Origin of the sequence: Ktedonospora formicarum, assembly GCF_016587355.1 — a bacterium.
Taxonomy (GTDB): domain Bacteria; phylum Chloroflexota; class Ktedonobacteria; order Ktedonobacterales; family Ktedonobacteraceae; genus Ktedonobacter; species Ktedonobacter formicarum.
Window position 1 is genome coordinate 1,323,382 of the sequence record NZ_BNJF01000002.1, and the last position, 24,805, is coordinate 1,348,186.

Below are 24,805 nucleotides of genomic sequence, written 5' to 3' on the forward strand. Positions count from 1 at the left end.
GTTGAATGTGTGAGGACCGGCATATACGGATACTGCACACGCTTACCCACGCAAGTCTCTTCCTGGCTCAGAAAGAGAGCCTATCGGGAGTATGGCTATTGTACCAAAATCTTCGATAGAAGCATAGCTATTGCTGAAAGTTGGCTACCTGACAGACTTCACTCGCTGGGTTTCCAAAGCTATCTAAAGAGTCTTCTAGCGCATTTGCCTGTTGTGAAGAAGTATGATACATAATTTAGTGGTGATATGGGATTTGTTATGAATGATAAATGTATGGGTCAGATGCCAGTGGAATAATTGGGGCTTCTCTGTTTGTTGTGTGTTTTGTAGTACCATGGCAATTGAGAGAAAGTTTGTTTGATTGAGGAGTATTGAATGCGTCTGGGATTACAGGTACCGATTTTTACATGGCCCAATGGGCAAAATGAACTTGGAGCAACTTTTGCCCGCATTGCTGAGAGCGCGGATGAGGCGGGCTTGTATAGTTTCTGGGTGATGGATCATTTCTTCCAGATTGGCTTTGCTGGCCCTCCGGAAATGGAGATGTTGGAGGGATGGAGCGCACTAGCTTTCGCGGCTGCTCGCACGAAGCGGATCAAGCTTGGTACAATGGTTACTGGCGTGACGTATCGCCATCCGGGTCTATTGGTAAAGACCGCAACTACGCTGGATGTCCTGTCTCAGGGGCGGTCTTATTTTGGGATTGGCGCGGCGTGGAACGAGGAGGAACATCTAGGATTAGGCGTACCTTTCCCTTCTCTGAAGGAGCGTTTTGAACGCCTGGAGGAGACACTTCAGATCGCGCATCAAATGTGGTCTGGTGATGAGAAACCTTATGAGGGTGAGCATTATCACCTCGCGCGTCCACTGAATTCACCGCAGGCTGTACACAAACCACATCCTCCAATCTTGATTGGTGGTGTTGGCGAAAAGAAGACTCTGCGTATGATCGCTCAGTATGGTGACGCCTGCAATTTCTTTGCTCGCATCGGGGATGATGTGCTCAAACATAAGCTTAATGTGCTTCGTGAGCATTGTGCTACCTTTAATCGGCCCTATGAGGAAATTGAGAAGACCTCGCTGGACCAGTTAGCCATAACTAAAGATGGCCGGAATGGCTCGCTGAGTCCACAAGCCGCCATTGACCTCTTCGGCAAACTAGGGGAGATGGGTATCGACCAGGCCATCTTTAGCCTGGCAAATGTTCATGAGCCCGAAGTCTTCGAAATCCTTGCTACCGAGATTGTGCCTGTTGTGGATAAACTGCCAGTCGCCGGGCGCTAATTTGATTTATTAGATTATCAGGAGAGGCCAATTGTCTCCTATATAAGCGCTTATATAGGAGACAATTGGCCTCTTTTCATATTACACAAACTGTTGTTGTACGGCGTAGGCTACTGCGGCGGTGCGACAGGAGACGCCAAATTTGCCATAGATGTGAGCCAGGTGGTGCTCAACAGTCTTTTTGCTGATGGAGAGAGTGCGTGCGATCTGGGGCGTGTTTGCTCCCTGAGCCAGGAGGCGTAGTACCTCGGTCTCGCGTTGGGTCAAGCTGCCAGGAGACCTGGGTTTGAACTTTGTTCGCTCTTTGCCATTGCCTTGTTTCAAGAATGAGACCAGGGCGTCATAGCATGTGGCATCGAATTGTGCTCCGACGCGCTCGGAAAGACTTTGCAAAAGCACCTCTGTCTCATGGTTCTGGTTCTCTCTAACATAGGCATTTGCTAGACCGAGCACGCGACCCGCGAGTGGTATCTGGTCACCTCTAAGTTGGCGATGATAGCCCTGCCCGTTTAACCATTCATGGTGAGAGGCTGCAATCTCTGCGAGTTCGTGGAGTGGTGTAACCTGTTCCAGCACCTTTTGAGTATAGTAAGAGTGGAGACAATAGATGTCCCATTCGCTTTTTGAGCGCTGTGCTCCTTTGGCGAGGATGCCAAAGGGAATCGCGACCTTCCCAATATCATGAACCAGCGCTGCACACCGTAAGGAGCGTTGCTCCTGACTATTTAGCCCGAGGCAGCTTCCGATACCAACCGCGACCTCCGCAACCTGGAATGAGTGATGCCATGTCTCTGGAGTCTTACCATCGATAAAGTCTGCCAAGGCTTCGCATATATCCTCTGTGCGATCCTGCGCGAAGACTTCAGCCTGTGTGGGAGGACACATGGCAAGAATTGTTTGTGCTTGCTCCTTTTGCTCGAAGGTATCCCACCAGCTAGTTGCTTCAGTGATTTGGAGGAATGTTTGAACAAGCTTGGGATCGAAGCGCGTTCCCTGGCGCTCATCCGCGAGTGTGCGTGCGGCGGATGGCCCTCCGATACTATAAACAAGCTCCATTACCTGTGAGAGATGGAGGATACGCGCCGCGATGGGAACCTGAGCTGATTTGATACCATAGGCGAGGCTTCTGCCATCCCAACGCTCCCACTGATAACGAAGTGTTTCTTGTACATAAGTTGGGAAGCCCAGACGTCGCGCGAAGAGCTCTGCTACTTCGCAATGCCCTCGCATCGCTTCGCGAATTACGGGTCCGCACTGCGCTATAAAGGAGAGGAGCTTTGTCATTCGACCTGGCAGGCGTGCATCCATTGGTACATTTTTAGCGAGCCACCCGAGCATCTCCTGAATTTGTGAAGGATCGACGAGCATAAAGTCGGAGCGTGGAACTTGTTCATCATCGGGGAAGAAGGTTGAGATACCAGCAGAGCATGCCGTGCACCCTACATCCTTGAGGAGCGCGCCATAGAAGATAGCTTCCTGGTCCTCATATTGGAGTTGGAGTGCTTTGGCGATTTGAAGTCCTATATATGCGCTTTTCAATCCATGCTCCATATGATCCCCAAAGCCTATCCCGGTGGCAAATGAAAGCGCGCATAAGAGATCTGCCAGATTTCGATCTGATGTTTTGATCTCAGCCATAATTGTCCTTCCCCATAGAATCTACTGCTTAACCCATCTTTCTGTCGTGCTTGGCTAGCGCCATTGTGCCTGGGTTTTCTGATAAGAAGTAGATCATAAAAAGTAAATTGAAGGTAATGAACAGAAATATAGGTGAACTCCCCGATGTATTTTCTGCCAATAGGTGCTACTTTAGCCATCATAACATCTCTTATGCCTCTAAGACAAGCAAGAAGCCGACCTGCATGAGAGGATGGCTGATTGAGGCGAAGGGTTCTGTGGATGGAAGATAGTGCGTTGATAGCAGCATAGTCCGTAGGAAGCGGGCTGTGCTGAAAGGGAGGGTTGTATGTCGCAGAAAAAGAGGACCTATCAGGTTGCGTTCTGTCGCTCGATTAATTTTCGGGACGTTTTTGGCAATGTGACACCTTTATCAAGCGGGGAAATTTTGTGTGGCGTTGAGCTTCGGGCGAGAATACCAGCAACCAGAAATACCCCGGCTCGCTATGAGCTTGCGGCTACCCTTGATGGTAAGCCAAGAGTCCTCTCTGTTCAACAGCAACTCGTCGAATTAATGGAAGAGAGCGACGAACAGGCCAGGCATTTGGGATAGATAAGAATAAATAGCTATCCCATGTCACCTTGTTGTTGCCCCAACAAGGTGATAGTATGGGCTACTATCACCTGAGTTTCCAAGGTTCTTAGCAGTTTGTGGAAAAATGAAATGCTGAACCCTATCATAAGCTAATGCAAATTCTTTATTCCTTTTGCAAGATGATGGCAAAGATTCTGGCAATATTCCAGGCATCGTCGGCTCCGCTGTGATGGGTTCCCTCCAGAGGAATATTGAGGATCTTGAGTGCTGATGACATTCCAACTTCTTTGGGCAGGGCACGTAGGAGGGCAAACAGAATTTTGATATTGATATGTTTGGGGCTGAATGGGTAGGGGAGTTGCTGTGCCCTGCACTGGCGTTCGAAGCGCTGTCGGTCAGAATCTCCATAGCTGGCCCAGATGCGTTGATGAGATTGATATTCAATCTGTAGCAACGCGCAGGCGTCTGTAAATGAGATGCCCTGCTGAACTTGTTCCTGAGTTAGACCGGTCAACTGTGTGCAAAATGGGCTTATCGTTGAGCGTTCCGGGCGAATCAAGATGCTGCGTTTGTCATGCCGCTTGCCCGTTGTCGTCTCTAATAGACAGAGACCTATTTCAATTATCTCACTCTCTTGACCTTGAGGGGTGGGGCCATCCCAGCAGGTTGCCTCGACATCAATAATGAGTATCTGATCAAGTAGGCGTTTTGGCATCGAAACCTCCATTAGGATGAGCTATTGCTTGCTCTTTGGGCCTCGATTACATTCTTAACGCCTTGCAATTGGTGCAGAATAGACGCAAGCTGAGCAAGGAAATGCTCTGATGCCTCAAACTGAATAGTGACTGTAATGGATGCGCTCCCATGTGAGGAGGCAGAGGCTACAGAGGTCATATTGAGATTGGCATCGGCGATCACGATGGAGATATCGCGGATCAAGCCCGCGCGGTCGTGTGCCCGAATCAACACGGGTACGAGATAAGATTCTGCGTGAATGCTCTCCCAATCTACCTTAATAAGCTGGGCTGCCGTATTCTGGCGGGCCTGATCTATCTGTTTGCAGCTTAGCTGATGTACGATAAAGTCCTCTTGTGGAAGGATGGCACCGATGATAGGATCGCCTGGGAGTGGCGCGCAGCACGAAGCTAAGCGTGTTGCTCTGGCATTGGGGGATGGAGGGAAGCTCTCTTTTTCCCGCTGGTCGGCCTTTTCGGGCAGATCACTCGGCGGCTCCTGTTTAAGGTGCAGAAGTTTTGAGCGGTCCAGAGTTTGCAATGCCCGTCTGATTGCCGAGCGTGCGGCGGCGGTTCGCGCGAAGAGGAGCCATTCACGTGTTGGATGGATATCGGAATGGATCTGAATATCGACGATCTCACCATCCTTGAGTTCATAGTCAAGCGGGACCAGACGTGTATCTAGGAGTCCATGCTGGTTGATTGTGGTCACACGTGCCCCGGCGCAATGATTTCCGAGGTCAGGATGAATGCGATACGCCATGTCGAGTGGCGTGGAGCCACCTGGTAGATCCTTCACTTCCCCTTTAGGTGTAAAGACAAAGATCTGCTCCTGAAAAGTATCCGCTTTGAATGCTTCTACAAATTCATCTGTATTCTGGGGAAGTTCGCGTTGCCACTGTCGCAACTGTGTGATCCATGAAACCATTTCACGATAGGAGAGCCACCAGCTTGAGGTGGATGCCTTCTCCTGTCCCTCTTTGCGGAGCCGCTCTTGCAAATACCAGTAGCTAGCAAGTCCATAATCGGCTGTACGCTGCATATCTGGCGTGCGAATTTGCATCTCGATCAAACTTTTTCCCAGAGCGAAGACCGTGGTATGCAGGGATTGATAGCCATTGAGTTTGGGAGTAGCGATATAGTCTTTAATACAACCATCTTTTGCTTTCCAGAGGGAGTGAACCCGCCCCAGTGCCATATAACATTCGCGATCAGTCTCAACCAGGATGCGTAGGGAGAGCAGGTCATGGATCTGCTCTAGGGGCTGAAGGGGACCAAATTCGAGTTTACGTTTGATACTGACCAGGTGCTTCTGGCAAACCTGAATGGTAGCATGTAGCCCTGCTCGTTGCAGTTCTGTCTGTAGCGTACTGCCAATCTCGTTGAGTAGGGGAAGGCGGTACTCCATATTCTCTTTTACATCTTGCAGGAGAGCCGCGTATCTCTCTGGATCCAGGTAAAGAAACGCCAAATCTTCCAGTTCAGCTTGCGCGCGTGCCATTCCTAAGCGCTTTGCCAGGGGAATATAAATTTCCCTGGTCTCTAAGGATGTTTTTCGCTGATGAGCGGGGCTGGTTGCCACCAGTGTGCGCATATTATGGACGCGATCTGCGATCTTGAGAGCGATTACCCGTGGCTCCTCTGCCATGGCGACCAGAAGTTTGCGTACCGTTTCCGCGTAAGAGCGGCGCTTCTCATCTGGCGATGGGCCGCTTATCTCGCCCTGGGTACGTGCCAGGGCCGTGAATTTGGTCACGCCATCGACGATGATGGTAACTTGTGAGCCAAATGCCTGTCTCAGGTCGTCGAGGGTATAGTCTGTATCTTCTACGACGTCATGGAGGAGCGCGGCGATGATTCCATCTGCGTCGATATACATTTCCGCGAGTAGAAGCGCCACTTCGAGGGGATGTTGAATGTATGGCTCTCCAGATTGCCGCCGAACGCCCCGGTGGGCCTTCTCTGCCAGTTCATAGGCTGATTGGATACGCTGGCGGTGTCTCTCAGAAACGATATAGCTATGCAGCACGTGTTGCAAGTCCGCAAATGTGACCAGAGATTGCACATTCGCATTATGCGCCTTGTTTGTCTGCCGCAGGTGAGGCGGTTGGATTGAATCAAGCGTGAACTGCATATTATACCCTCACAGGCCGAACATTCTTTTCTGTATTGTACAGTTATATGTCAAGCCATGCATTCGCTGACCTCGTTGTGGTGAGTTTCACAGTCTAACGATTTAGAAGATGGTATACTGTTGGGTGTATTTCTTTCATCCCGGCAGATTGCAAATACCTCCACATGGAGGTGTTCATAAATATATATGTAGCTTTGTATTTGTGTAACCATTTAAAGGAGATGTACGATTGCAGCAACCACCACCGCCACCACATAGCACACCAAACCCCTATCAGAGTCAACCATATCAAGAGAATGGACCCAATCCCGCTCAGTCTGGCTTTCCCTATCAACCCGCTTCGCCCGCGCCTAGGTCCACAAATAGTATTGCTTTGACGTATGGGCTGATCTTTGGCGCGATTATGGTCGCTACGTATATCCTGTCTATCGTTGTTAATCAACTATTTATCTCGCTTTTTATCCATAGAATCGCGAATAATGCTCTTACACCCTTTGCGCTGCTTCAGGGCACAATCTTTATGATAATTTATTGGGTGCTTTATTTTGTTATGGGAATGCTTGCTGCCCAACGCGCACGCAAGATTGCGACCGCTACCATCGCAGGCCTATGGGCTAGTCTCCTGTTCTTTATCGCTTATTGTGTGGGGACTATGATTAGCTTCATCGCGATTTTAAGAATTGCCTATTCCTCCGGCTATTTTATCAGTGTCGTGTTGGGCTTGCTCGTTACGCTCTTTTTACATATTGGCGTGGGTATTGGTATCGGAGCACTGGGGGGGCTTGTTGGGAAGGGCATGGGGAATAAAACCGTCCAGATGGGGCCTCCTTCGGCTTATCCTCCAATGTAGTTTGGCTGGATAGCATTATATTGAGGTGCCTGACATCTGGTTGGTGTCTCGCGTTACATTGAAAGGCAAAGGGGGCTATAGAAAGGCCTACTTTTGTGTGCCCTTTCTGGCTGATAATTTAGACGCGAAGGTGAGATGAAGGTATGTATGATGAATCCCTATCTCAGGAGAAGCTAAAGCGAGAGAAAGCGGAATCAATGATGAATGAGGTGGAGCCTCTGTCTCGTCAACGCGTGGTCATTGTTGGGGGAGGCTTCGCTGGGATTGCGGTGGCGAAGAGGCTTGCTATGACGCCTGTTGAGGTAGTAGTAATTGATAGGGATAATTATCACCTCTTTCAGCCAATGCTTTATCAGGTTGCGACTGCTGGCCTCCCTACTACGGTAATCTCTGCGCCTATTCGTGAGATTTTGCATAAACAGGCGAACACAAGAGTAATGCTCGCCGAGGTCACAGGCGTTGATGTCGAGCGGCGACAGGTGGTTCTACGCGGTCAGTTGCCACTCTCTTATGACTACCTTATTATTGCCACAGGTGCGAGCGCCAACTATTTCCAGCATCCAGAATGGGGCGAGATTGCACCAAGTATGAAAACGCTTGAAGATGCACTTGCGATTCGCTCAATGCTTCTGAGTGCCTTTGAGCAGGCTGAATTGGAGCCAGATGAGGAAAAGCGTCGCGCTCTGTTGACTTTTGTGCTGGTGGGTGCGGGCCCCACTGGTGTCGAGTTGGCTGGCAGTATTGCCGAACTGGCTAACAAGACGTTAGCTCGCGATTTTCGTCATTTGCGCCCGAGTTTGACGCGGATCATGCTGGTGGATGCTATGCCGCGTATTTTACCAACATTGCCCAAGGATTTGGCGCGTTCGGCTGAAAAGCAACTGCGCCACCTGGGTGTTGAACTGCATGTAGGCAAAATGGTCACAGATGTGAGCGGGGAGGGAATCACCTTTGGTGGTGAATTCGTTGCTACGCGAGCTGTCATCTGGACGGCAGGGGTGCTAGCTTCTCCCGCTGGCGTTTGGCTTGGGACTGAAGTTGATCATAGTGGGCGGGTCAAAGTAACTACTGCGCTTACGCTTCAAGAGCATGACAATATCTTCGTAATAGGTGATACAGCGTGTGTTCTGCAAGGAGGAAAGCCTTTGCCTGGGGTAGCACAGGTCGCGATCCAGGAAGGGGAGTACGTTGCGGAAGCTATACAGAGACAGCTGCAAGGTGAGCACATATCATACCCATTTCATTATGTTGATAAGGGGACAATGGCGATGGTAGGGCGTGCCTATGCGCTTGCTGCTATTGGTCGCTTGCATATAGCCGGTTTGATTGGTTGGTTGTTATGGGTTGGTATCCATATCTACAACCTCATAAGTTTTCGTAACCGTTTCATCGTGACTTTCCAATATGCCTTGAATTACCTGACCTATCAGCGAAGTGCCCGCATCATTTATCATACGCCAGATGGTGGCAAATTCAAGAGGGAGAAACATTCGCATAGCATGTGATAGGTCAACATTATGCTCTGACCGCGAGAGAACATTTTGAGAGAGGCGAGGAGGACGTAAGACAGGTACATTTGCGCCTGCCTTACGTCCTCCTCGCCTCTCTTCTTGTCCTGATATTCAGTTATTTTCATCAATACTTGAATATGAATATGTTTAACATCATACTAATGGGCTATATGTATGTAAAGGTGCTTTATTATTTATCAAGAGCCGGTAAAATGAAAACAAGGTAATCACGATTTTCACAAACTTGTGCAAGGAAATTGAGCATATGTTGTTACGAAAGCGCATCATTGCGCCAATCCTACTCTGTGTGGTATTGCTAGTGCTGTTTTTTGGGCAATCGGCGTTGACGTATGCCAGGGTAGCGTTTACAGAGACACCACCGGGCTGGCCTGTTATCTTGAGTGAGAAGCAGACGCTAGATCAGAGTCTGGCAGCGGGGGTTCAGGTCTCTTCGCAGACTTTGAGCACATCCAATGGGTCTCAGCATGTAAGCTTGTTGGATCTGGACCTCTCTAATCCAAATGTGAACCTGGGTGTTGTGCAGGCAAACGATCAGATATTCAGCCGTAGCGAGACTGTGAGTTCGATGGCAAATCGTACGCAAGCAATCGCAGGTATTAATGGCGACTTCTTTGAGATAAATACGACCGGTGCTCCGATCAACATGTTGGCCATTAATGGCGAAATGTGGCAGAGTCCTGCTCCTCGCTCTCAGAATGCCAATGATCTTGCCGTACTGGGCGTTGATGCGAATAAAAATTTGATTATTGGGCATGAACAATATAACGGAACTATCAATGTAGGGACTTCTAGCCATGCCTTGAACGCAGTGAATCGCTACGCCTTCGCCAGGTCAGGTGGCATGCTATTAGCTACATCGCGCCTGGGTGCGATGAATGTGAGCGGTTATACTGTAGCCCTTTTGAAGCCCATCAACGAGGCGCGCTATACTGTTACCGCTCTTGAAACCAATCTGGGTACTCTGGCTAAACTCTCTGATGGTCAGGAGGCGTTGATTGGTGGAGGCGAGTCTGGACAGTGGCTCCAGGCTAATCTCCAGGTGGGAAGTGAACTGGAAATTAGCCAGCAGATTACACCAGACAACGATTTACAGCAGGCTATTGGTGGTGGTGTACAGTTGATTCGTGATGGCGAAATTCCCTCCTCAAGTGAGCTAGGGAATACGACTGCTGCCAACCCCTTGACCGCCGTAGGTATTACTCAGGATGGTGAGCGTGCATTCCTGGCGGTATTTGATGGACGTGAGGTTGGTCCAGATCATAGCCAGGGGCTAACGCGACAGGAGATGGCAGGCTATCTTCTGTCGATTGGAGCGTACCAGGCTCTTCTCTTTGATGGTGGGGGTTCCTCCGAGATGGTGGCTCGCCTGCCAGGGCAGGAGAGTGTTTCAGTTATCAATACACCCTCGGACGGTCGCGAACGGCGCGTGGCGAATAGCTTGCTTGTCTATGCAGATCAGCAGGCCCAAAGGTCAGCACCATCCCGTTACCGCCAGGGATAAGCTTTTAAAGATAGTCAACATGCGCACTCGATTCTTTCAGAAGAATCAGGTGCGCATTTGTGTTGCCTATGAGCCTCTCGTTAAGGCGCCGTTAGAGACAATCAGAAGACTCATCACCCAATTTAAAAATTTTAGCCCCAAAGGTGTGTTATTTTTAGGGATTTTGCGACTATATTAAATGAGATCTCAAAAGTCGCGGAGTACTTCATGCAACGACTAGAACCAAATCATGAACCAGCTATTGCTCTCTACGAAGCGTATGCGCCGACTGTATTCGCGTATTTATTAAGGCAGTTGCGAACACGCGAGGACGCTGAGGATATTTTGCTAGAAGTTTTCACGGTGGTCGTAGAAAAAGGAGCATCTATACGAGGTGAGGGCAAACATTATGAGCGTGCTTGGATCATGGCAATCGCACGCAACAAGGTGGTTGATTACTTCAGGCGCCATGGTAAACATTACCATGTGCCAATCGCGGCCATCGAAGACACTGTCCTTGCAGCAGAGGAGCGCCAACCAGAGCAAACTATCTTACAGCAAGAAGAATATGCACAATTGCGAATGCATGTACTTAAACTGCCCACATCCCAGCAGGAGATATTACAATTACGTTTTGGTGAGGGCTTACGTTGCGGAGAGATTGCTCAAGTGACGGCGAAGAGCGAGGGTGCTGTACGCACTATGCTCTACAGAGCCTTGAATCTGTTACGTCGCATCTATGAGCAGGCGGAAGGAGATCTTTAATGACTGATAAGAAGCAAAAGTTTGAGCCTGAGCGCCTTGATCAGCAGATTGATGAGGCAGGGCATAATCTCGATGTTTCGGCGGAGCATCTGATAGAGGATCTGCGGTGGCTCTATCGTGCTCCTGTTGCTGAAACAACGGCGAATGCGGAATCGTTGCGGCGTGTCAGGGAGCGTCTTGAGGAGGGGATAAGGGCGACTCGACAGCAGGGGGTAATAATTTCTCTGCAAGAGGTTCGATCGCGCAGAGCTAGATCGGGCGCATTGAATGAAAGCCGCGAGGTTCAAAGACCTGGATGGAGTCGCTTCTCGCGTATATTCGGTGGTATTGCTGTGGTGCTCGTTGCGGCACTCGTTGTCGCGAGCTCACTCATCCTGTTCAATAGTCGCAAGGAAATGAGTGACCTGGGAAAAAAAACAACTACTCCAACACCCGTTAAGTCTGTGGCAAAGGTAGATTGCTCCTATGCATTTGCTGACAACTATTATGGTGTTGATAATGGGGAGCATGCTGCCTGCCTGAGAGGAGAGGAGACACTCTTAAATCTCACAAAGATCATTAATGGTCAACAAGTGACGTTAATTTCTGCCTATGCTGATACAAATCGTACCTTTGTGAGACTTGCTATCGATGGGGAGCCAATGTTTGTGAATCCTCTCTACATTGATAAACTAATTGTTCAGCAAGATATTTCGCTCCCTTTAGGACCAACCGCGAATATCTACTTTTATGATACACAGCACAAACGCACGATCCAGTTAATTAGCTTTGATTCGAGTGCAATACCAATGGGCACTACCACACTCAATGTTCACGAAGATATTACGGGTTTCGACTTTATGATTCCATTTCACTCAGCGAAGCGAGTTGCTCTACCTGGTAAGGAGCTGAGTATCAATGGGCATACAGTGAACCTCAAAGGTATAACAGTGACTCATAGCCAGACCATTATCTACATTGAGAGTGCCGAAGATTTACCACCGAATGGTCAGGTTAACCTGGAAGGTATGCTCAATGGGAAGAAGATATTGGTAGAGGCATACACAGACGCTCATGGTAATGGGAAACAGGGGAAGGTAATCGGCTGGTATGCGACCGTTCAGGAGGATTTAATGCAGCATCAAGGGAACTGGATTTTGAAGCTGAATTCAAAAGGACCTCCCCTGGGTGAAGGTAGCGTTGAAACGCAGTTTGTCGTTCCCAGAGCCTGACGTAGATAAGCTTGGCTCAATTGTAAAACATTTTCTATCATAAACAAACTGTTCTATTTCTGCGAGAGAAGGTATTTAGCAAATCGTTTGATTGCTTCTTTTTCGCGAAAATAGAGCAGTTTGTTTATGATAGAACGCTCCCCATTTCATCTAGCAGCATACAATAGAACCAGACAGCTTTCCTTCTCAATGTCCTTCAGAAAGTGAGCTTTGACCTCTATGTCTGCTGAGCCCTCATCGAGTATCGATATTTGGCGGAGGAGATGCTTCATTGCCGTTACATTGGTAGCGTGGCTGGCTTTGGTCGCGGGACTTGTCTGGTTTCTGAAGTTAGTTATTGGCCCACTCATTCTCCTGACTCTTGCGGGTCTTGTAGCATATGTCGTCTATCCACTGGTGAAGCTGGTTCAGAAGGTAATGCCGCGCAAACTAGCTATCCTGATAGTCTTCATGTTCATGCTCTTGCTACTGGTTTTCCTCCTGTATTTCATTGTTATCGCCGCCATCGAGCAATTAGCATCGCTAATTGCCTGGCTACAGACGTTTGTGCAGAATCCGGCGTTACAGAAGCAACTTCAGCCTTTCCTGAATTTTTTAACGCAGATTGGCTCTTCTCCACAACAACTGGTAAGCGCGCTCAAGCAGGTCGCGGGCTATCTTCAGAGCGCGGTAGTAAATGTTCTACCACTGATCGGGAATGTATTCGCGGTCCTTATCAATGGCATTATTCTGGCCTCGCTTTGTGTGTACTTTTTGATGGATGGATCGCGTTTTATTGCCTGGATTCGACATAGGACGCCTCGACGGTTTAGGGTGAAGGCGAACTTTTTTCTTGATACGCTAGAGCATTCGCTAGGGGGGTTCGTGCGGGGACAGATTATTCTGGCGAGCATAATCACACTGATTACGGTGATTGGAGCGCTGATTATCGGGGTACCCTTTGTCGTGCTGTTGGGAGTAATTGCCTTTGTCTTTGAGTTTGTCCCAATAATCGGAGCTTATATCTCGGGCACTATTGCCATTCTCTTTGCCCTCACACAAGGTTGGCAGACGGCACTGATTATGGGGATCTTTGTTACCATTGTGAATGGTGTGCTTGAAGGACAAATTCTAGCTCCACGTATTCTGGGTCAGTCGATAGGCCTGCATCCGATTATATCTATAGCTGCACTTCTGATCGGGAGTCAGCTCTTCGGTGTTTTGGGGGCATTGTTGGCAGCCCCAATCGCAGGCCTGATTCAGAGGCTAGTCCAGGCAGCTTGGGTAGCCTGGCGAAGCAACCACCTTGAAGAGTTTGTGGATGTGTCGCGCGAAGATGCTTCTGGTGAACTGGCTAGTTTCTCTGCTACACCTGGACGAACCCTCAACAAGGGCGCGCCAGGCGAATAGGTTATGGGTCCTGATGAAGTGCTGAGTTTTTCGTGAGCAAAGCGCGATCTTTTTACTATATCTGGCGTTTATCTATGTGATCAATGTTTATGCCTGCTCCGAAAGTTAGTGTCGTTGCTGCTTGCAAGGAAGGAGATGAGCGAAGCATTCACACCCCATCAATGTGATTTTCCATCATTTCCTGGTGCATTGCTTCCTGTAAAAATTACGTTTAATAATATCAAAGTAATGGATAGGAAAGAACATTATGAAGTTTAGTCAGGACGACCTGTGGTCTATACATCAGCGCCTTAAGCTATTGCTTCCTCTTGGAATATCATTATCTGGTGTGGCTTTGTTGTTAGCTGTAAACTTATTCTTTGTGTTGCCTACCAGGGTTTATGTGAGCGCGGCGAAACCGCCTGCTCAGCCTGTGCAGATCGAAGATTTGAAAATGATTACCCCTACAGATGGCTGGGCGCTGTTAAAAGATAGAACTGGGGTGCTGGTAACTCATCGTGGATCGACCCAGTGGCAGAAAGTGACTCCCCCAGATCTGTACTTACCGCCTAACAATCTATTGAATAGCATAACCTCATGGTTTGTTCTGGATGAGCGACATGCCTATATAGGTGTGTTGCAGAATGGCCTGACGAGTCTATGGAGAACCGAGAATGGTGGTCGCTCCTGGACCGAAGCGAAATTCGATTTCCAGCCTCTGACAAATATTGGCATCTATCAAATTGAGTTCATTGATGTGCGACATGGTTGGCTGGCCTTTGATAAGGATCATGGATTTGGTAAATATCATGTTGTGCTCATGAGTACGAGTAACGGTGGCAAGACATGGAAGCAGTTACTCGATACTACCCAGAACCCCTCTGGCCTGCCTACGAATGGGCCAAAGAGGTTTTACTTTACCAGCCTGCAAAATGGATGGATGACTGGGCCTGAGGATGGCACATTGAATGTGCGTTTATATGAGACTCATAATGGAGGGAAGACCTGGATCCTCTCTTCCATCCCTCCGGTTACAGATTCGCCATCAGACGAGAATTCCTTCACTGAGAGCTATGGACCATTCTTCAGTAAAGCGCGTCAAGGGACGCTAATGGTGAAATCTGGTGCTTTCGGGAGCAATTCAAGCGCCCTTACTGTCTTTCACACTAGTGATGGAGGTAAATCCTGGAAATCTGGTGCTACTATTATGAGCAGTGGAACTCGAATCTTCTACTGGATTACCTTTGTAAACGCCAGCAATGGTTGGGTGCTTGGAACAAACGAAAAAAACTGGCCGATTCTTCAGCGAACGTTTGATGGTGGACGGCATTGGAAGACGCTTCAACCAACTGGTTTGCAACCCTATGGTGAGGTCATCACAAGTATGACTTTCCTAAATCCAACTCTTGGCTGGATGGTTGATAAGACTGATGATGGAACGGAAACACTCTTCCAGACATATGATGGCGGTAGAAGTTGGCGAGCCTTGAAACCTACGCTGCAATAGAGCTATATATTCCTTATTCGCTGTAGCGTTATAACTCATTGTTGTGAGTTAATTTGCCAGGGCAACTATTGTCATATCGGATCAGCATCGATACGACTCTGGTGACTACTGAGCCTCTGACTCAGTAGTCACTTCATTTCTCCGTGTAGTGAGGCCTTACCAGCGTTTCCGTTTTTGTTTTATGGATTTGGAAGAGTAGGGTAGCTCTACTTGCGGATTGCAAGCTATAATTTTGAGACACCGATTGGAGAATAGGATGCGTAAGATCATCGTAACGATGTGGATTTCACTAGATGGCTTTATTTCTGGACCAAATAATGATATGAGCTTTGTTGGAGAGTTCTATGACGAAGCTATGGGTAGGTATGAGACTGATATCGTGAGCGCGGCTGACACGCTATTACTAGGGCGTGAAACATATCAGAGTTTTGCGGGTGCCTGGCCTCATGTCCCTAATAATCCGAACGCTTCCCAGGGAGAGATTGAGTACGCGAATATTGTCAATGCCATGCATAAGATCGTCTTTTCCCGCACGCTTGAGAGTGCTGATTGGAACAGCTCGAAGCTAGAGAGGGAGATCGTAGCAACAGAGATTGAGAAGTTGAAGAATGAAGAGGGGCGTGACATATTGATTTATGGGAGCGCTAGCATTGTACAAGCCCTTACCCGCCTGGGTTTAATTGATGAATATCAGCTTCTCATCCATCCTGTGGTTCTGGGGAGTGGGAAGTCTCTCTTTGGCGATAATAAGGTAAAATTGAAACTGTCCAATACAAAAACTCATCCTTCTGGGGTCGTGATTCATTATTATGAACTCGCGGAGAAGTGATGTCGCAGATGAAGCGAGTCTGTTTTGGGGGAAAGGATGTGAGTGCTCCACTCGCATCCTTTCCCTTGTTTTTGCCCTTCTTGAAGCAAACTAGGCGTCTTGGAGCAATTGCCAGAAGGCTTTATCAGCGAGGCGTGTGTCTTTATCGCTCAGTTTGACCGTGCCGCAGCCGCTAGAGTCGGCTTTGGCTGTCAGGAGTGTCGTGCCAGCGTGAGAGAAGACCAGTTCATAGGATGGGCCTGCTTGCATGGTACACATTTGATCTGTGGGCATGGAGGGAAGAGATTGAATATGCTTATAGATTTGTTGGACTTTGGTTGCTTCGCTGACTGTCTTCTCACTCGTTCCGCTTGCATCTACGGGCTTCCTGGTGATATGGAGTGCATCTGGATTGGTAGAAGATGAAGCAGCGGCCTGGGTACCACATCCAACAAGGAGAAGAAGGAGGAAATGGAGACAGAGCAATGTAAGAAGTTGACGTGTTTTCATAAACCCCTCTTGTTTCTATATATAAATGTAATAAGGTCTGAGCCCCGAGTAAAGATAAGACGATACTAGATGGTAAATGGTTCCAGATCAATGTGCGTAAGCGATGTTGTTAACTGGTGTCGTGCGTATGATAGGGAGTGAGACAGTAAAGGTGGTGCCATACCCTGCCTCGCTTTTTAGCTTGATGGTGCCGCCATAGTGATTGATGATCTCATGTGCGATATAAAGGCCCATGCCCAGACCGGGAAAGATATGTTCTTCTTTACTGAAGCTACCACGGTTAAAGCGTTCAAAGATATTGGCCTGGAATTCTTCTGGAATGCCTATGCCATAGTCGCGTATTTGGATGAAAGCGGTATGCTCAGAGGAGGTGAGGGTGATATCAACTGTATTTGCCTGCGGAGAATATTTGATCGCATTCGTCAACAAGTTGGTAAAGACTTGGCTCAGCCTGTGTTTATCGCCCAGGGTATGCATGCTGGTCGCGCCATGGAGGTGTAGGTTATGTGTAGTAGTGGTTTCTTGCATCTCATCTATGATCCTGCGGACAAACACGTCGAGATCAAGCATCTCATCTATATAGCTAAACCTCCCCATCCGAATTTTGGATACATCGAGAAGATCGTTGATTAAATCTGTAAGTACAGCTACCTGTATATCCGTGCGCATCAAGTAGGACTCCACTTTATCATATGAGTGATGCTTGAGATGTTTCTTCACAAAATGGAGCAGCATCTTAAGCGCGGCAAGTGGTGTTTTTAATTCATGACTGGCGATGCTAATAAACTCGTCCTTCTTTTTTTCAAGCTCTTTCTGCGGTGTCATGTCCATGATAAAGCAGATTAATTGATCGCTTCCTTTTTCCATCATAGCTCCGCCGAGCAGGACGGGAACAATTCGACCATCATTGTGTCGGCGGTAGACTTTCTCAAAAGGCGTACACGTACCGGTTTCTAAAAGTTCCCTGATAGCCTTCTCATCGAGTGAACGATACTCATCGGGTGTTGTGGTGTTCCATCGTGCTAACCCCTCCTCAAGCTCGGCCTGGGAATAACCAATTATATCTAGATAAGCCTGATTCGCTTCAATGACACGACCATGGATATCCGCGAGCGCGATGCCGATGATGTTTGAGGTAAATAGACGCTTAAAACGAACATAGCTTGTCCGCAAAGCGGTTTCGAGTAGCTTTTGTTCGTGTATATCGGTGACCGTACCTATCCATTGCACAATTTCGCCATGAGTGTTGCGTACTGGCTCTCCCCGTGCCAGAAACCAGCGATAGTTTTGGGTATGTATATTACGTAGTCGTTGCTCTACTTCGAAGGGCTTACCAGTGCGTATGCATTCTCTCCATTCATTTGTTGTCCGCTCAAAATCGTCAGGATGCAGACATGCGCTCCACCCCCAATCTTGAATTTCACCCAGGGTCATTCCCGTGTAGTTTAGCCAGCGCTGATTGGCATAGTTGATATAGCCATCTGCGCGTGCCATCCAGACCAGTTGTGGCATAGCGTTGATCAGCATCCGAATATCTTCTTCGGTTCGCCTCTTTTCTGTCGTGTCCAGGTATGAATAAATGAGGCATGAGATGTTATTAAAGATATCTAGTTGTGGGGTAATGGTTGCTTTTATATCGCGGAATGAGCCACTGGGGCAGAGGATGCGAGTATCGATACGTACGATTTGGCCATGGATGGCATAGTCTATTGCGGTGCGTATGCGCTGTTGAATGAGGAGGTCATAAGACCACCAGGAGATTTGAACGAAAGGTTTCCCAATGATTTCGTCGGTCCAGGGTGGTGATAGTGCTACAGGGTGGCATGTTGAATCCACAACAATTCCCTGGGTATCGAGGATAATGATGCCAGCGTAGACGCTTTCGGCGTGGTTTTGCCAGAGCGGGTCATTCCGAAGGAATGTATCTAGAAGAAGCGTATTTTCCTGAGAGGGAGGTATGAGGATATGTTTGATATGCTCGTTCCATAAAGGACCGACAAATCGCTCATTGTGAGAGGGGTTGTTTTGCATAATTGTACTGCACTCTTTCTTGTCGGTTCCCTATCAACAGAACACAGAAATACATCTTGCACAACATACTCTACACCTGTAGGACAAGCTCAACTTTTGCAAGGGCTGTGCCCGCCCTCCTCAGACTTCTACATTGGTCTGTCTTATTCACTTTGTGATGGGCATGTGCCTCTTGAATAGGCTGACTCCCTTGAGCATGTGTGAAAGTCAGCCTGTTGATAATTTAGACTTTTACTAACGGCTGATAAATCTCAATGAGATGACCGTCGGAATCCATGATATGAGCCTGACGTGCTTGTAGATCTGAAAAATCTTGCGGGGAGTAAACTGAAGTGGCACCTCCTGCTATCAGATCAGCGTAGGTCTTGTCAACGTCATCTACCTGAAATGAGAGATACAACGATTGGGCATGCGGCTGTATGGGGAGCGTGTCGCCACCAGCTTTTGCGACTGCTTTGCTGCCGATGAGGAGTAATGTCACGCTGCCAGTGTCGAATGATGCAAACTCGCCATTCTCATCGCTGTATGTCAGGGGCAATTTTGCGACTTTGCTCCAGAAGTGAACCGCTGCTGGGAAATCGGTAACTCGCAAGGGAATATAGGTTAGTTTCATTTGGATAGTATTCCTTTGAATTGCTATCGTGAGCGCCAATATGCTCAGGCGTTGGTGACAGAGAGTGGACTATAGATCTCAATGAGATGTCCATCGGGGTCGGCAATGTGGGCGGCACGTGCGTTCCAGGTCGCGCGATCCAGGGGACCTTTGATCGCTGTAGCGCCACTCTCGATGAGTCTGGTATAGGTCTCGTCAACATTTTCCACGCGGAAACTGATTACCGCTCGTTGACCAACTGGGTCTGGTGTTGGCGTTGCTTCATCGATTGCCGAGGCCATACTATCGCGCCCGATGAGTTCCAACAGGGTACTACCTGTGTCGAAGTAGGCATAAGTTAGCCCTTCATCACAGAACGGCATTGTAAGGCCCATAACGTCCTGCCAGAAGCGAATTGAGGCAGAGAAGTTACGGACCAGTAAGCGAACAGAAATCAATTGCATTGGTATCCTCCTTTTGAAGCAACTACCCTTGCATTGTAATCGCAATTGCGGTTAAAATAAGTCCTAAACTCGTGCAATTTGTGAATATCCTCCTTATCGGGAAACCTGAGCACATTCTTCTGGATACGAACCCCAACACCGCCAGAGTGGCAGTTAGCGCTGATATGCTCAGGGGTTTCGATAAGGAGTGCATGCTAGCCGCGCTCAGCGGCGTTGGGGTTCGCATAAGACCAAAGTGAATATAGAGAGGGAAGAGTGTATCATCCAACAACGCGTCTGCTTACAATACTAGAACTGTTGCAAACACATCCGCGCATGGGAGGAGATGAACTGGCGCGCCGTCTGGAAGTGGAGCCGCGAACGGTACGTCGCTATATCCAGATGCTTCAGGATATGGGTATGCCAATCGAGGGGTCGCGGGGACCGGGTGGTGGTTATCGTCTGCGCCCTGGATTCAAGCTACCTCCCCTCCTCTTTACTGAAGATGAGGCTACGGCAATTGTCTTCGCGTTACTTGGGGCACCCTGGCTGGAAATTGACTTCTCGTCAGTGGCGGTTGAAGGAGCGCTTGCCAAGGTCTATCGTGTGCTGCCATTACGTGGACGTGAGCGCCTGCAAAGTATCTCTGAGCATCTGGTATTGGTGTCGCATCAGGAGGACATGCGCCCAGATGCCTCATTATTGATCGCTCTCAGTGACGCTATTCAGGAGCGGCGGCGTGTAGCAATTGTATATCGTTCGCATCATAATCAGCAGACGACGCGCGAGATTGAGCCGTATGGGTTGGCTGGACGTAAAGGACAATGGTATGTTGTTGGCTATTGCTGCCTCCGAAAAGATTTTCGCCTTTTTCGATTAGATCGCATGGATGATGTACGCTTGCTCAAAACAACCTTTACGCGTGATGAGGACTTTGATTGTCAGGAGTTTGTTGTCAAGCGACTTGATACTATTCCTGCCCTCTGGCAAATTGAGATTGAGTTCCATGCGGAACTGTATACTGTGCGTCATAAGATACCTACCTCACACGGCAAATTAAGCGAGACCTCATCGGGGGTACTCTTCCAAACGCACCATTCCCATCTACCCGAAATGGCGCGGTACCTGATGAGCCTCAATATCCCCTTTGTCATTCGCCAACCACCAGAACTCCGCGACGCGCTACGTGAACTGGCTTTGCACATGAGTAGCATAGCTGATACCGTCCCTGAGATAGACATATCCCCAGGCAAGGCTTAGGGAGAGTTGGTCCTGGTGTCTACTCCACTACTTTCGAATATTTATGGATGATTCTGGACAATTCTATCGTTATTCTTGAATGTATGTGCTATAGTTTATTGTCGCTAGCGAATAGCTTGTCTTCCAGGCAGGCGAGTGCCAAAAGGCAAGTTCGTGATGCTCCCAATTGCCGTCCTTTTTAGTATCCCGAAGGAGACCCATATACATTGGCAGTTGAGACGATTCTCGCCCTACTTGCGGTTATGCTGATTCTGGTTGCTATAGCGCACAAGCTAGGCATCCCTGAACCCATTTTACTTGTCACAGGCGGATTGGCGATCAGCTTGGTTCCTGGCTTGCCCCGTGTGACACTTGAGCCTGACATTGTATTTGTGCTGTTTCTACCTCCTATCATTCAATTATCGGCCTATGACACCTCAATGCGTGATTTTCGGACGAACCTGCGCTCAATTGGCTTGATGGCGATTGGCCTGGTTCTGGCGTCTATGATCGCGGTCGCCGTAATAGCGCATATGCTTATACCCAGTCTGCCCTGGCCTGCTGCTTTTGTCCTGGGAGCAATCGTCGCGCCCCCGGACGCTGTGGCGGCGAGCAGCATTGCCAAGCGTTTCCGTCTCCCGCGCATCATCGTCACTGTGCTGGAAGGTGAGAGCTTGCTCAATGATGCTACCTCGTTGGTAGCGTATCGCACGGCTGTTGTCGCTGTAGTCACTGGTGCTTTCTCGATGTGGCAGGCTGGTGGAGAGTTCCTACTTAGCAGCCTGGGTGGGATTGCCATTGGTATCGCTGGTGGCTTCGTGGTGACTCCATTCTTCCGTCGCCTAGCGAACGATGTACCTGTCTACTTGACCTTCACCTTTCTCTCTGGTTTTGCTGTCTATCTTCTGGCGGATGCTTTGCATGCCTCAGGGGTATTGGCGGTTATCGCGCTTGGACTCTTCTATGCTCAGCCTCGCTTCAGTACTATGACGCCAGTGCTACGTATTCAGGGGACAGCGATCTGGGAGATGGTGGTCTTTCTTCTAAATGGGATGATCTTCATCCTGATTGGTCTACAACTGCGGGGCGTCGTAGAGAGACTCGCGGAGGCTCATATCTCGCTTATATCGGCTGTTGTCTATGCGATTGTAGTCTGTTTCGTACTGGCGGCTGTGCGTATGATCTGGGTTTTCCCAGGAGCCTATTTAGGGCGAATAGGTGGTAAGGTGCAGCGGGAGGTGCCACCGTGGCAACATATCTTGATTGTTGGCTGGACTGGCATGCGCGGTATTGTTTCGCTGGCATCGGCTCTCGCGTTGCCTCTGGTTATTGAAGGAGGAGCGCCCTTCCCGCAGCGTGATCTGATAATCTTTATTACCTTTGTGATCATTCTGGTGACGATTATTGGGCAAGGTTTGAGTCTGCCCTTACTCATTCGCTGGCTGAAGATTACTACTGACGGCAGCGAGGAGCGTGAGAAGCACAAGGCACGCCTCAAGGTTGCACTCTCGGCTCAGACACGCTTACATGAACTGGTGGAGCAGGAGCTTATCACAAAGGAATTCGCGCTGAAGATGAAGAAGCGCTATGCGTCCAGGGTGCAGTTACATACTGCCCGTTATCACGGAGAACGGGACGAGGAGGCTGAGGTTCATTCCACGAAGGTTGCACAGTTAGAACAGGATTTGCTAGAGGTTGAGCTGGATGCCCTGGTGAGACTGCGCAATGAGGAGTGGATCAGTGATGAAGTGATGCGCCGGGTGCAGCAGGAACTAGATTTTGAGTGGCTGCGCCTGGAGGGCGAGCAGGACCGAGGCGCGTAGGAACTTGAAAAAGAAGTGAGGTGGTTGGTCCCGAAGGACCAGCCACCTCACTTCTCATTGGATCAGGAATTCTTCGCTCACTTCCTCCTCACTTTGCCCCTCACCACTCATGATGTTGAGTGCGAGGAACGTGCCGATGAAGTCACCGACCGTTCCCTTCAGTGCGAGCAGGAAGACACTGCTCGCCACCACCAGGGTGTGAACTCCCTCGAAGTGGTGCCAGCGATCCGTGAAGACGCTGGCACCCCAGATACCCATAGCGATGCTCAGATACCCGGCCGAAACCGCCAGCAAGACCATCTTCCCGCAACTCCTGAGCGCGACCCGCAGGACGTTGCCCTTCGAGTCGCCCCAGCCCTGGAGCTGGAAGACGCGCTGCCCGAACTGAGCGAACTTCGTTACCGCCGCCATGAGCACGGCACCAACAACATCGATGCCAGTTCCCAGTAGCGGTAGGGAGCCAGTAAAGGTCCCTTCTCGCGTGCTTTTCCAGGCCCAGAGAACCAGGAGCGCTCCCCCGATCAGCCCCGTTCCAGCCAGAGCGGCCCACAGGTGATCCGTGCGCTTGTGCTCCAGCTTTGGGAGCCATCCCTCTTTAGCAGCGGCGCGACCCATGTATCCCGAGCGCAGAAGCATCAGCGTGAAGACGGTGCCCATCTGTACCAGGACGAAGCTTTTGGTGAACTCACCCTGATTGATGAGAACCGCCAGAACGTTGCTGACCAGGACGGCGAACTCGGTAATGAGAACCGACAGAACTTCTCCCTTGCCGATCCAGCAGATGCGCCGCCCCCTGGAGTGAAGCCAGAAGGAAAGCACCATGAAGAACGGCGGGATGCCCAGTGGGCCGACGAACAGCGTGGCGTTAATAAAGATACGCCACACCTTTCCGTCGACGCTCGGAGCGAAGCCGAAACCGAAGGCGAATTCAGCGACGCTTGTTACCCAGACCAGCGCGAACGCGACCAGCGCGCCCACGACCAGACGTTTGCCAGAAAGTTTGAGCATCTCCCATGAGATTGCTACGTCATCACGAAGTGCCGTGACGACATGCTTTACTCTCTGGGAGAGACTTTTCCCCCAACCAAACACAACCACCACACCCACCAACAGTTTGGGGATTTTGTCGTTTGCGAAGAGCTTCCTCGATCCTACGCATGTTGTCAGAAATGACCGTGCTTCGGTGACCGCTTGCGCAGCCCCAGAGCGTGAAGCAGTGAATAAATTCGCGCGTAAATGCGCGTTTGTTACACCCCATGCGTAGCTCCACCCGGCATCCTTAGCCGTTCGCTATCCTTTTTTTACACCTCCCTGGGGATAGGCCACAGGCCCGGAGCTTTCACTCAACGGGGTAGAGGAGAAGCTATTGATATATGATAACGCTGATTTGCTCACTTGAATTCCCATTAGGTACATTTGTGTTATGACTCTGAAACTGAGCATGAAAATTCCCCCATGCTTGAGCATGGGGGAATTGGCCGTAGATACACTTTTGCCTTTGCTCTAACGTTGCAAAGGATAGATATCTCGCTTACCATCATGCAAGACCCAAAGGCCGTTTTGTGAGCCAGAATAAATCTCTCCAAAGAAGAAGTAGAGTATCCCATCATATGAAGTTGGGTAACCTGGCCCCCAGGTTGCACCTTTGTTTGGAGACTTCTCTCCCCAATGCCATTTGATCTTACCAGTATATGCTGTATTACATCGATCTCGCTTACCCATGCCTCTGGCCCCTCAATGCTAGGGCTTTCATTTTCGCCGACCTGAATCCAGGGCAGCCAGCGCACATGCCTTATTTGGCGCAGATGTGAATAGGCGACGTTGGTCGCAATTCGATAGAGCCAGGCGCGAAACTGTAATTCACCTTGTATGCCTGGTAAGCCCTTCCAGGCTTTGAGAAAAGTCTCCTGCGCTAGATCTCGCCCCCATTCATCATTTCCCACTAGGCGAGCTATATAGGTACAAATAGGCGCATTAAAGATTTCAAAGAGATGTGCAAATGCGGCAGCTTTTCCCTAGCGTGCTTGCGCTACAAGATGATCGAGGGAGACTGTATCTTTCTGAATACAGTCTGAAGCTTCTTCTCTATAGGCCTGATACATCTGTTCTCCTCGACTTTGTATATCCAAGCTTTCTATTTCTTGTAACGCATGTAGATATACATTCCCTGCGTAGTATTTCAGCTTTTTTAGCCTAAAGGAGAAGTTCGTTGTATGCATAGAATGTTTTCGCGAAAACAACGACAGCGGCGCTTGAGCCAGCGCGGAACTCAAGCTGATGTG

At 49.2% G+C, this 24,805-nt stretch carries 21 protein-coding genes; 12 read left to right on the forward strand and 9 right to left on the reverse strand.

Features of this window, described 5'->3' with window-relative positions:
* Positions 1-375: 375 nt before the first annotated feature.
* Entirely contained in the window at positions 376-1,284 is a 909-nt protein-coding gene (locus K3T82_RS24575; RefSeq protein WP_220196194.1) for an LLM class F420-dependent oxidoreductase, read from the forward strand.
* Between the two features lie 81 nt (positions 1,285-1,365).
* Here K3T82_RS24575 and K3T82_RS24580 read toward each other — a convergent pair whose 3' ends face one another.
* Positions 1,366-2,922, reverse strand: a complete 1,557-nt coding sequence (locus K3T82_RS24580) for an HD domain-containing phosphohydrolase (protein WP_220196195.1) — start codon at positions 2,920-2,922, stop codon at positions 1,366-1,368.
* Positions 2,923-3,250: 328 nt separating this feature from the next.
* On the opposite strand from K3T82_RS24580, the gene K3T82_RS24585 reads away from it, so the two are divergent.
* The gene (locus K3T82_RS24585; RefSeq protein WP_220196196.1) at positions 3,251-3,514 is read left to right on the forward strand and encodes a hypothetical protein; all 264 of its coding nucleotides are present in this window, start codon (positions 3,251-3,253) and stop codon (positions 3,512-3,514) included.
* A 145-nt stretch (positions 3,515-3,659) separates the two neighbouring features.
* Here the strand turns inward: K3T82_RS24585 and K3T82_RS24590 are convergent, their stop codons facing one another.
* A complete protein-coding gene (locus K3T82_RS24590; protein WP_220196197.1) occupies positions 3,660-4,211 on the reverse strand; it encodes a 3'-5' exonuclease in 552 nt (183 codons plus the stop codon).
* A gap of 11 nt (positions 4,212-4,222) precedes the next feature.
* Positions 4,223-6,364, reverse strand: coding sequence for a RelA/SpoT family protein (locus K3T82_RS24595; RefSeq protein WP_220196198.1), 2,142 nt, complete (start codon positions 6,362-6,364; stop codon positions 4,223-4,225).
* Positions 6,365-6,593: 229 nt separating this feature from the next.
* Here K3T82_RS24595 and K3T82_RS24600 point away from each other — a divergent pair, with 229 nt between their 5' ends.
* The 8 genes from K3T82_RS24600 to K3T82_RS24635 all read left to right on the forward strand — a co-directional run bounded on the left by K3T82_RS24600 (position 6,594) and on the right by K3T82_RS24635 (position 15,906).
* Positions 6,594-7,214 (forward strand): hypothetical protein, encoded by a 621-nt coding sequence (locus K3T82_RS24600; RefSeq protein ID WP_220196199.1) that lies wholly within the window; start codon positions 6,594-6,596, stop codon positions 7,212-7,214.
* Between the two features lie 143 nt (positions 7,215-7,357).
* Positions 7,358-8,719 carry an NAD(P)/FAD-dependent oxidoreductase gene (locus K3T82_RS24605; RefSeq protein WP_236031492.1) on the forward strand — a complete coding sequence of 454 codons (1,362 nt, stop codon included), beginning with the start codon at positions 7,358-7,360 and terminating at the stop codon, positions 8,717-8,719.
* 271 nt (positions 8,720-8,990) lie between these two features.
* Positions 8,991-10,247 (forward strand): phosphodiester glycosidase family protein, encoded by a 1,257-nt coding sequence (locus tag K3T82_RS24610; protein WP_220196200.1) that lies wholly within the window; start codon positions 8,991-8,993, stop codon positions 10,245-10,247.
* 207 nt (positions 10,248-10,454) lie between these two features.
* Complete coding sequence (locus K3T82_RS24615; RefSeq protein ID WP_220196201.1) at positions 10,455-10,991, forward strand: RNA polymerase sigma factor; 537 nt, start codon at positions 10,455-10,457, stop codon at positions 10,989-10,991.
* Positions 10,991-12,202: a hypothetical protein gene (locus K3T82_RS24620; RefSeq protein WP_220196202.1), complete on the forward strand. Its 1,212-nt coding sequence runs from the start codon at positions 10,991-10,993 to the stop codon at positions 12,200-12,202. The genes K3T82_RS24615 and K3T82_RS24620 overlap by 1 nt, the downstream gene beginning before the upstream one ends.
* Positions 12,203-12,421: 219 nt before the next feature.
* Positions 12,422-13,591 (forward strand): AI-2E family transporter, encoded by a 1,170-nt coding sequence (locus K3T82_RS24625; protein WP_220196203.1) that lies wholly within the window; start codon positions 12,422-12,424, stop codon positions 13,589-13,591.
* A gap of 247 nt (positions 13,592-13,838) precedes the next feature.
* Positions 13,839-15,077 carry a WD40/YVTN/BNR-like repeat-containing protein gene (locus K3T82_RS24630; protein WP_220196204.1) on the forward strand — a complete coding sequence of 413 codons (1,239 nt, stop codon included), beginning with the start codon at positions 13,839-13,841 and terminating at the stop codon, positions 15,075-15,077.
* 256 nt (positions 15,078-15,333) lie between these two features.
* A complete protein-coding gene (locus K3T82_RS24635; RefSeq protein ID WP_220196205.1) occupies positions 15,334-15,906 on the forward strand; it encodes a dihydrofolate reductase family protein in 573 nt (190 codons plus the stop codon).
* Positions 15,907-15,996: 90 nt separating this feature from the next.
* On the opposite strand, the gene K3T82_RS24640 is transcribed toward K3T82_RS24635, so the two are convergent.
* The 4 genes from K3T82_RS24640 to K3T82_RS24655 form a co-directional block, all read right to left on the reverse strand.
* Positions 15,997-16,395, reverse strand: coding sequence for a hypothetical protein (locus K3T82_RS24640; protein ID WP_220196206.1), 399 nt, complete (start codon positions 16,393-16,395; stop codon positions 15,997-15,999).
* A gap of 87 nt (positions 16,396-16,482) precedes the next feature.
* The gene (locus K3T82_RS24645) at positions 16,483-18,426 is read right to left on the reverse strand and encodes a PAS domain S-box protein (protein ID WP_220196207.1); all 1,944 of its coding nucleotides are present in this window, start codon (positions 18,424-18,426) and stop codon (positions 16,483-16,485) included.
* Between the two features lie 223 nt (positions 18,427-18,649).
* Positions 18,650-19,039 carry a VOC family protein gene (locus K3T82_RS24650; RefSeq protein ID WP_220196208.1) on the reverse strand — a complete coding sequence of 130 codons (390 nt, stop codon included), beginning with the start codon at positions 19,037-19,039 and terminating at the stop codon, positions 18,650-18,652.
* A gap of 44 nt (positions 19,040-19,083) precedes the next feature.
* A complete protein-coding gene (locus tag K3T82_RS24655) occupies positions 19,084-19,482 on the reverse strand; it encodes a VOC family protein (RefSeq protein WP_220196209.1) in 399 nt (132 codons plus the stop codon).
* A gap of 255 nt (positions 19,483-19,737) precedes the next feature.
* Between K3T82_RS24655 and K3T82_RS24660 the strand changes: the two genes are divergently transcribed.
* Together K3T82_RS24660 and K3T82_RS24665 are read left to right on the forward strand one after the other, a co-directional pair.
* Positions 19,738-20,721 carry a helix-turn-helix transcriptional regulator gene (locus K3T82_RS24660; protein WP_220196210.1) on the forward strand — a complete coding sequence of 328 codons (984 nt, stop codon included), beginning with the start codon at positions 19,738-19,740 and terminating at the stop codon, positions 20,719-20,721.
* A gap of 206 nt (positions 20,722-20,927) precedes the next feature.
* Positions 20,928-22,523, forward strand: coding sequence for a Na+/H+ antiporter (locus K3T82_RS24665; RefSeq protein ID WP_220196211.1), 1,596 nt, complete (start codon positions 20,928-20,930; stop codon positions 22,521-22,523).
* A gap of 54 nt (positions 22,524-22,577) precedes the next feature.
* On the opposite strand, the gene K3T82_RS24670 is transcribed toward K3T82_RS24665, so the two are convergent.
* A complete protein-coding gene (locus tag K3T82_RS24670; protein WP_220196212.1) occupies positions 22,578-23,624 on the reverse strand; it encodes a hypothetical protein in 1,047 nt (348 codons plus the stop codon).
* Between the two features lie 320 nt (positions 23,625-23,944).
* Positions 23,945-24,505 carry an RNA polymerase sigma factor gene (locus K3T82_RS49995; RefSeq protein ID WP_420799339.1) on the reverse strand — a complete coding sequence of 187 codons (561 nt, stop codon included), beginning with the start codon at positions 24,503-24,505 and terminating at the stop codon, positions 23,945-23,947.
* Positions 24,506-24,805 lie beyond the last annotated feature (300 nt).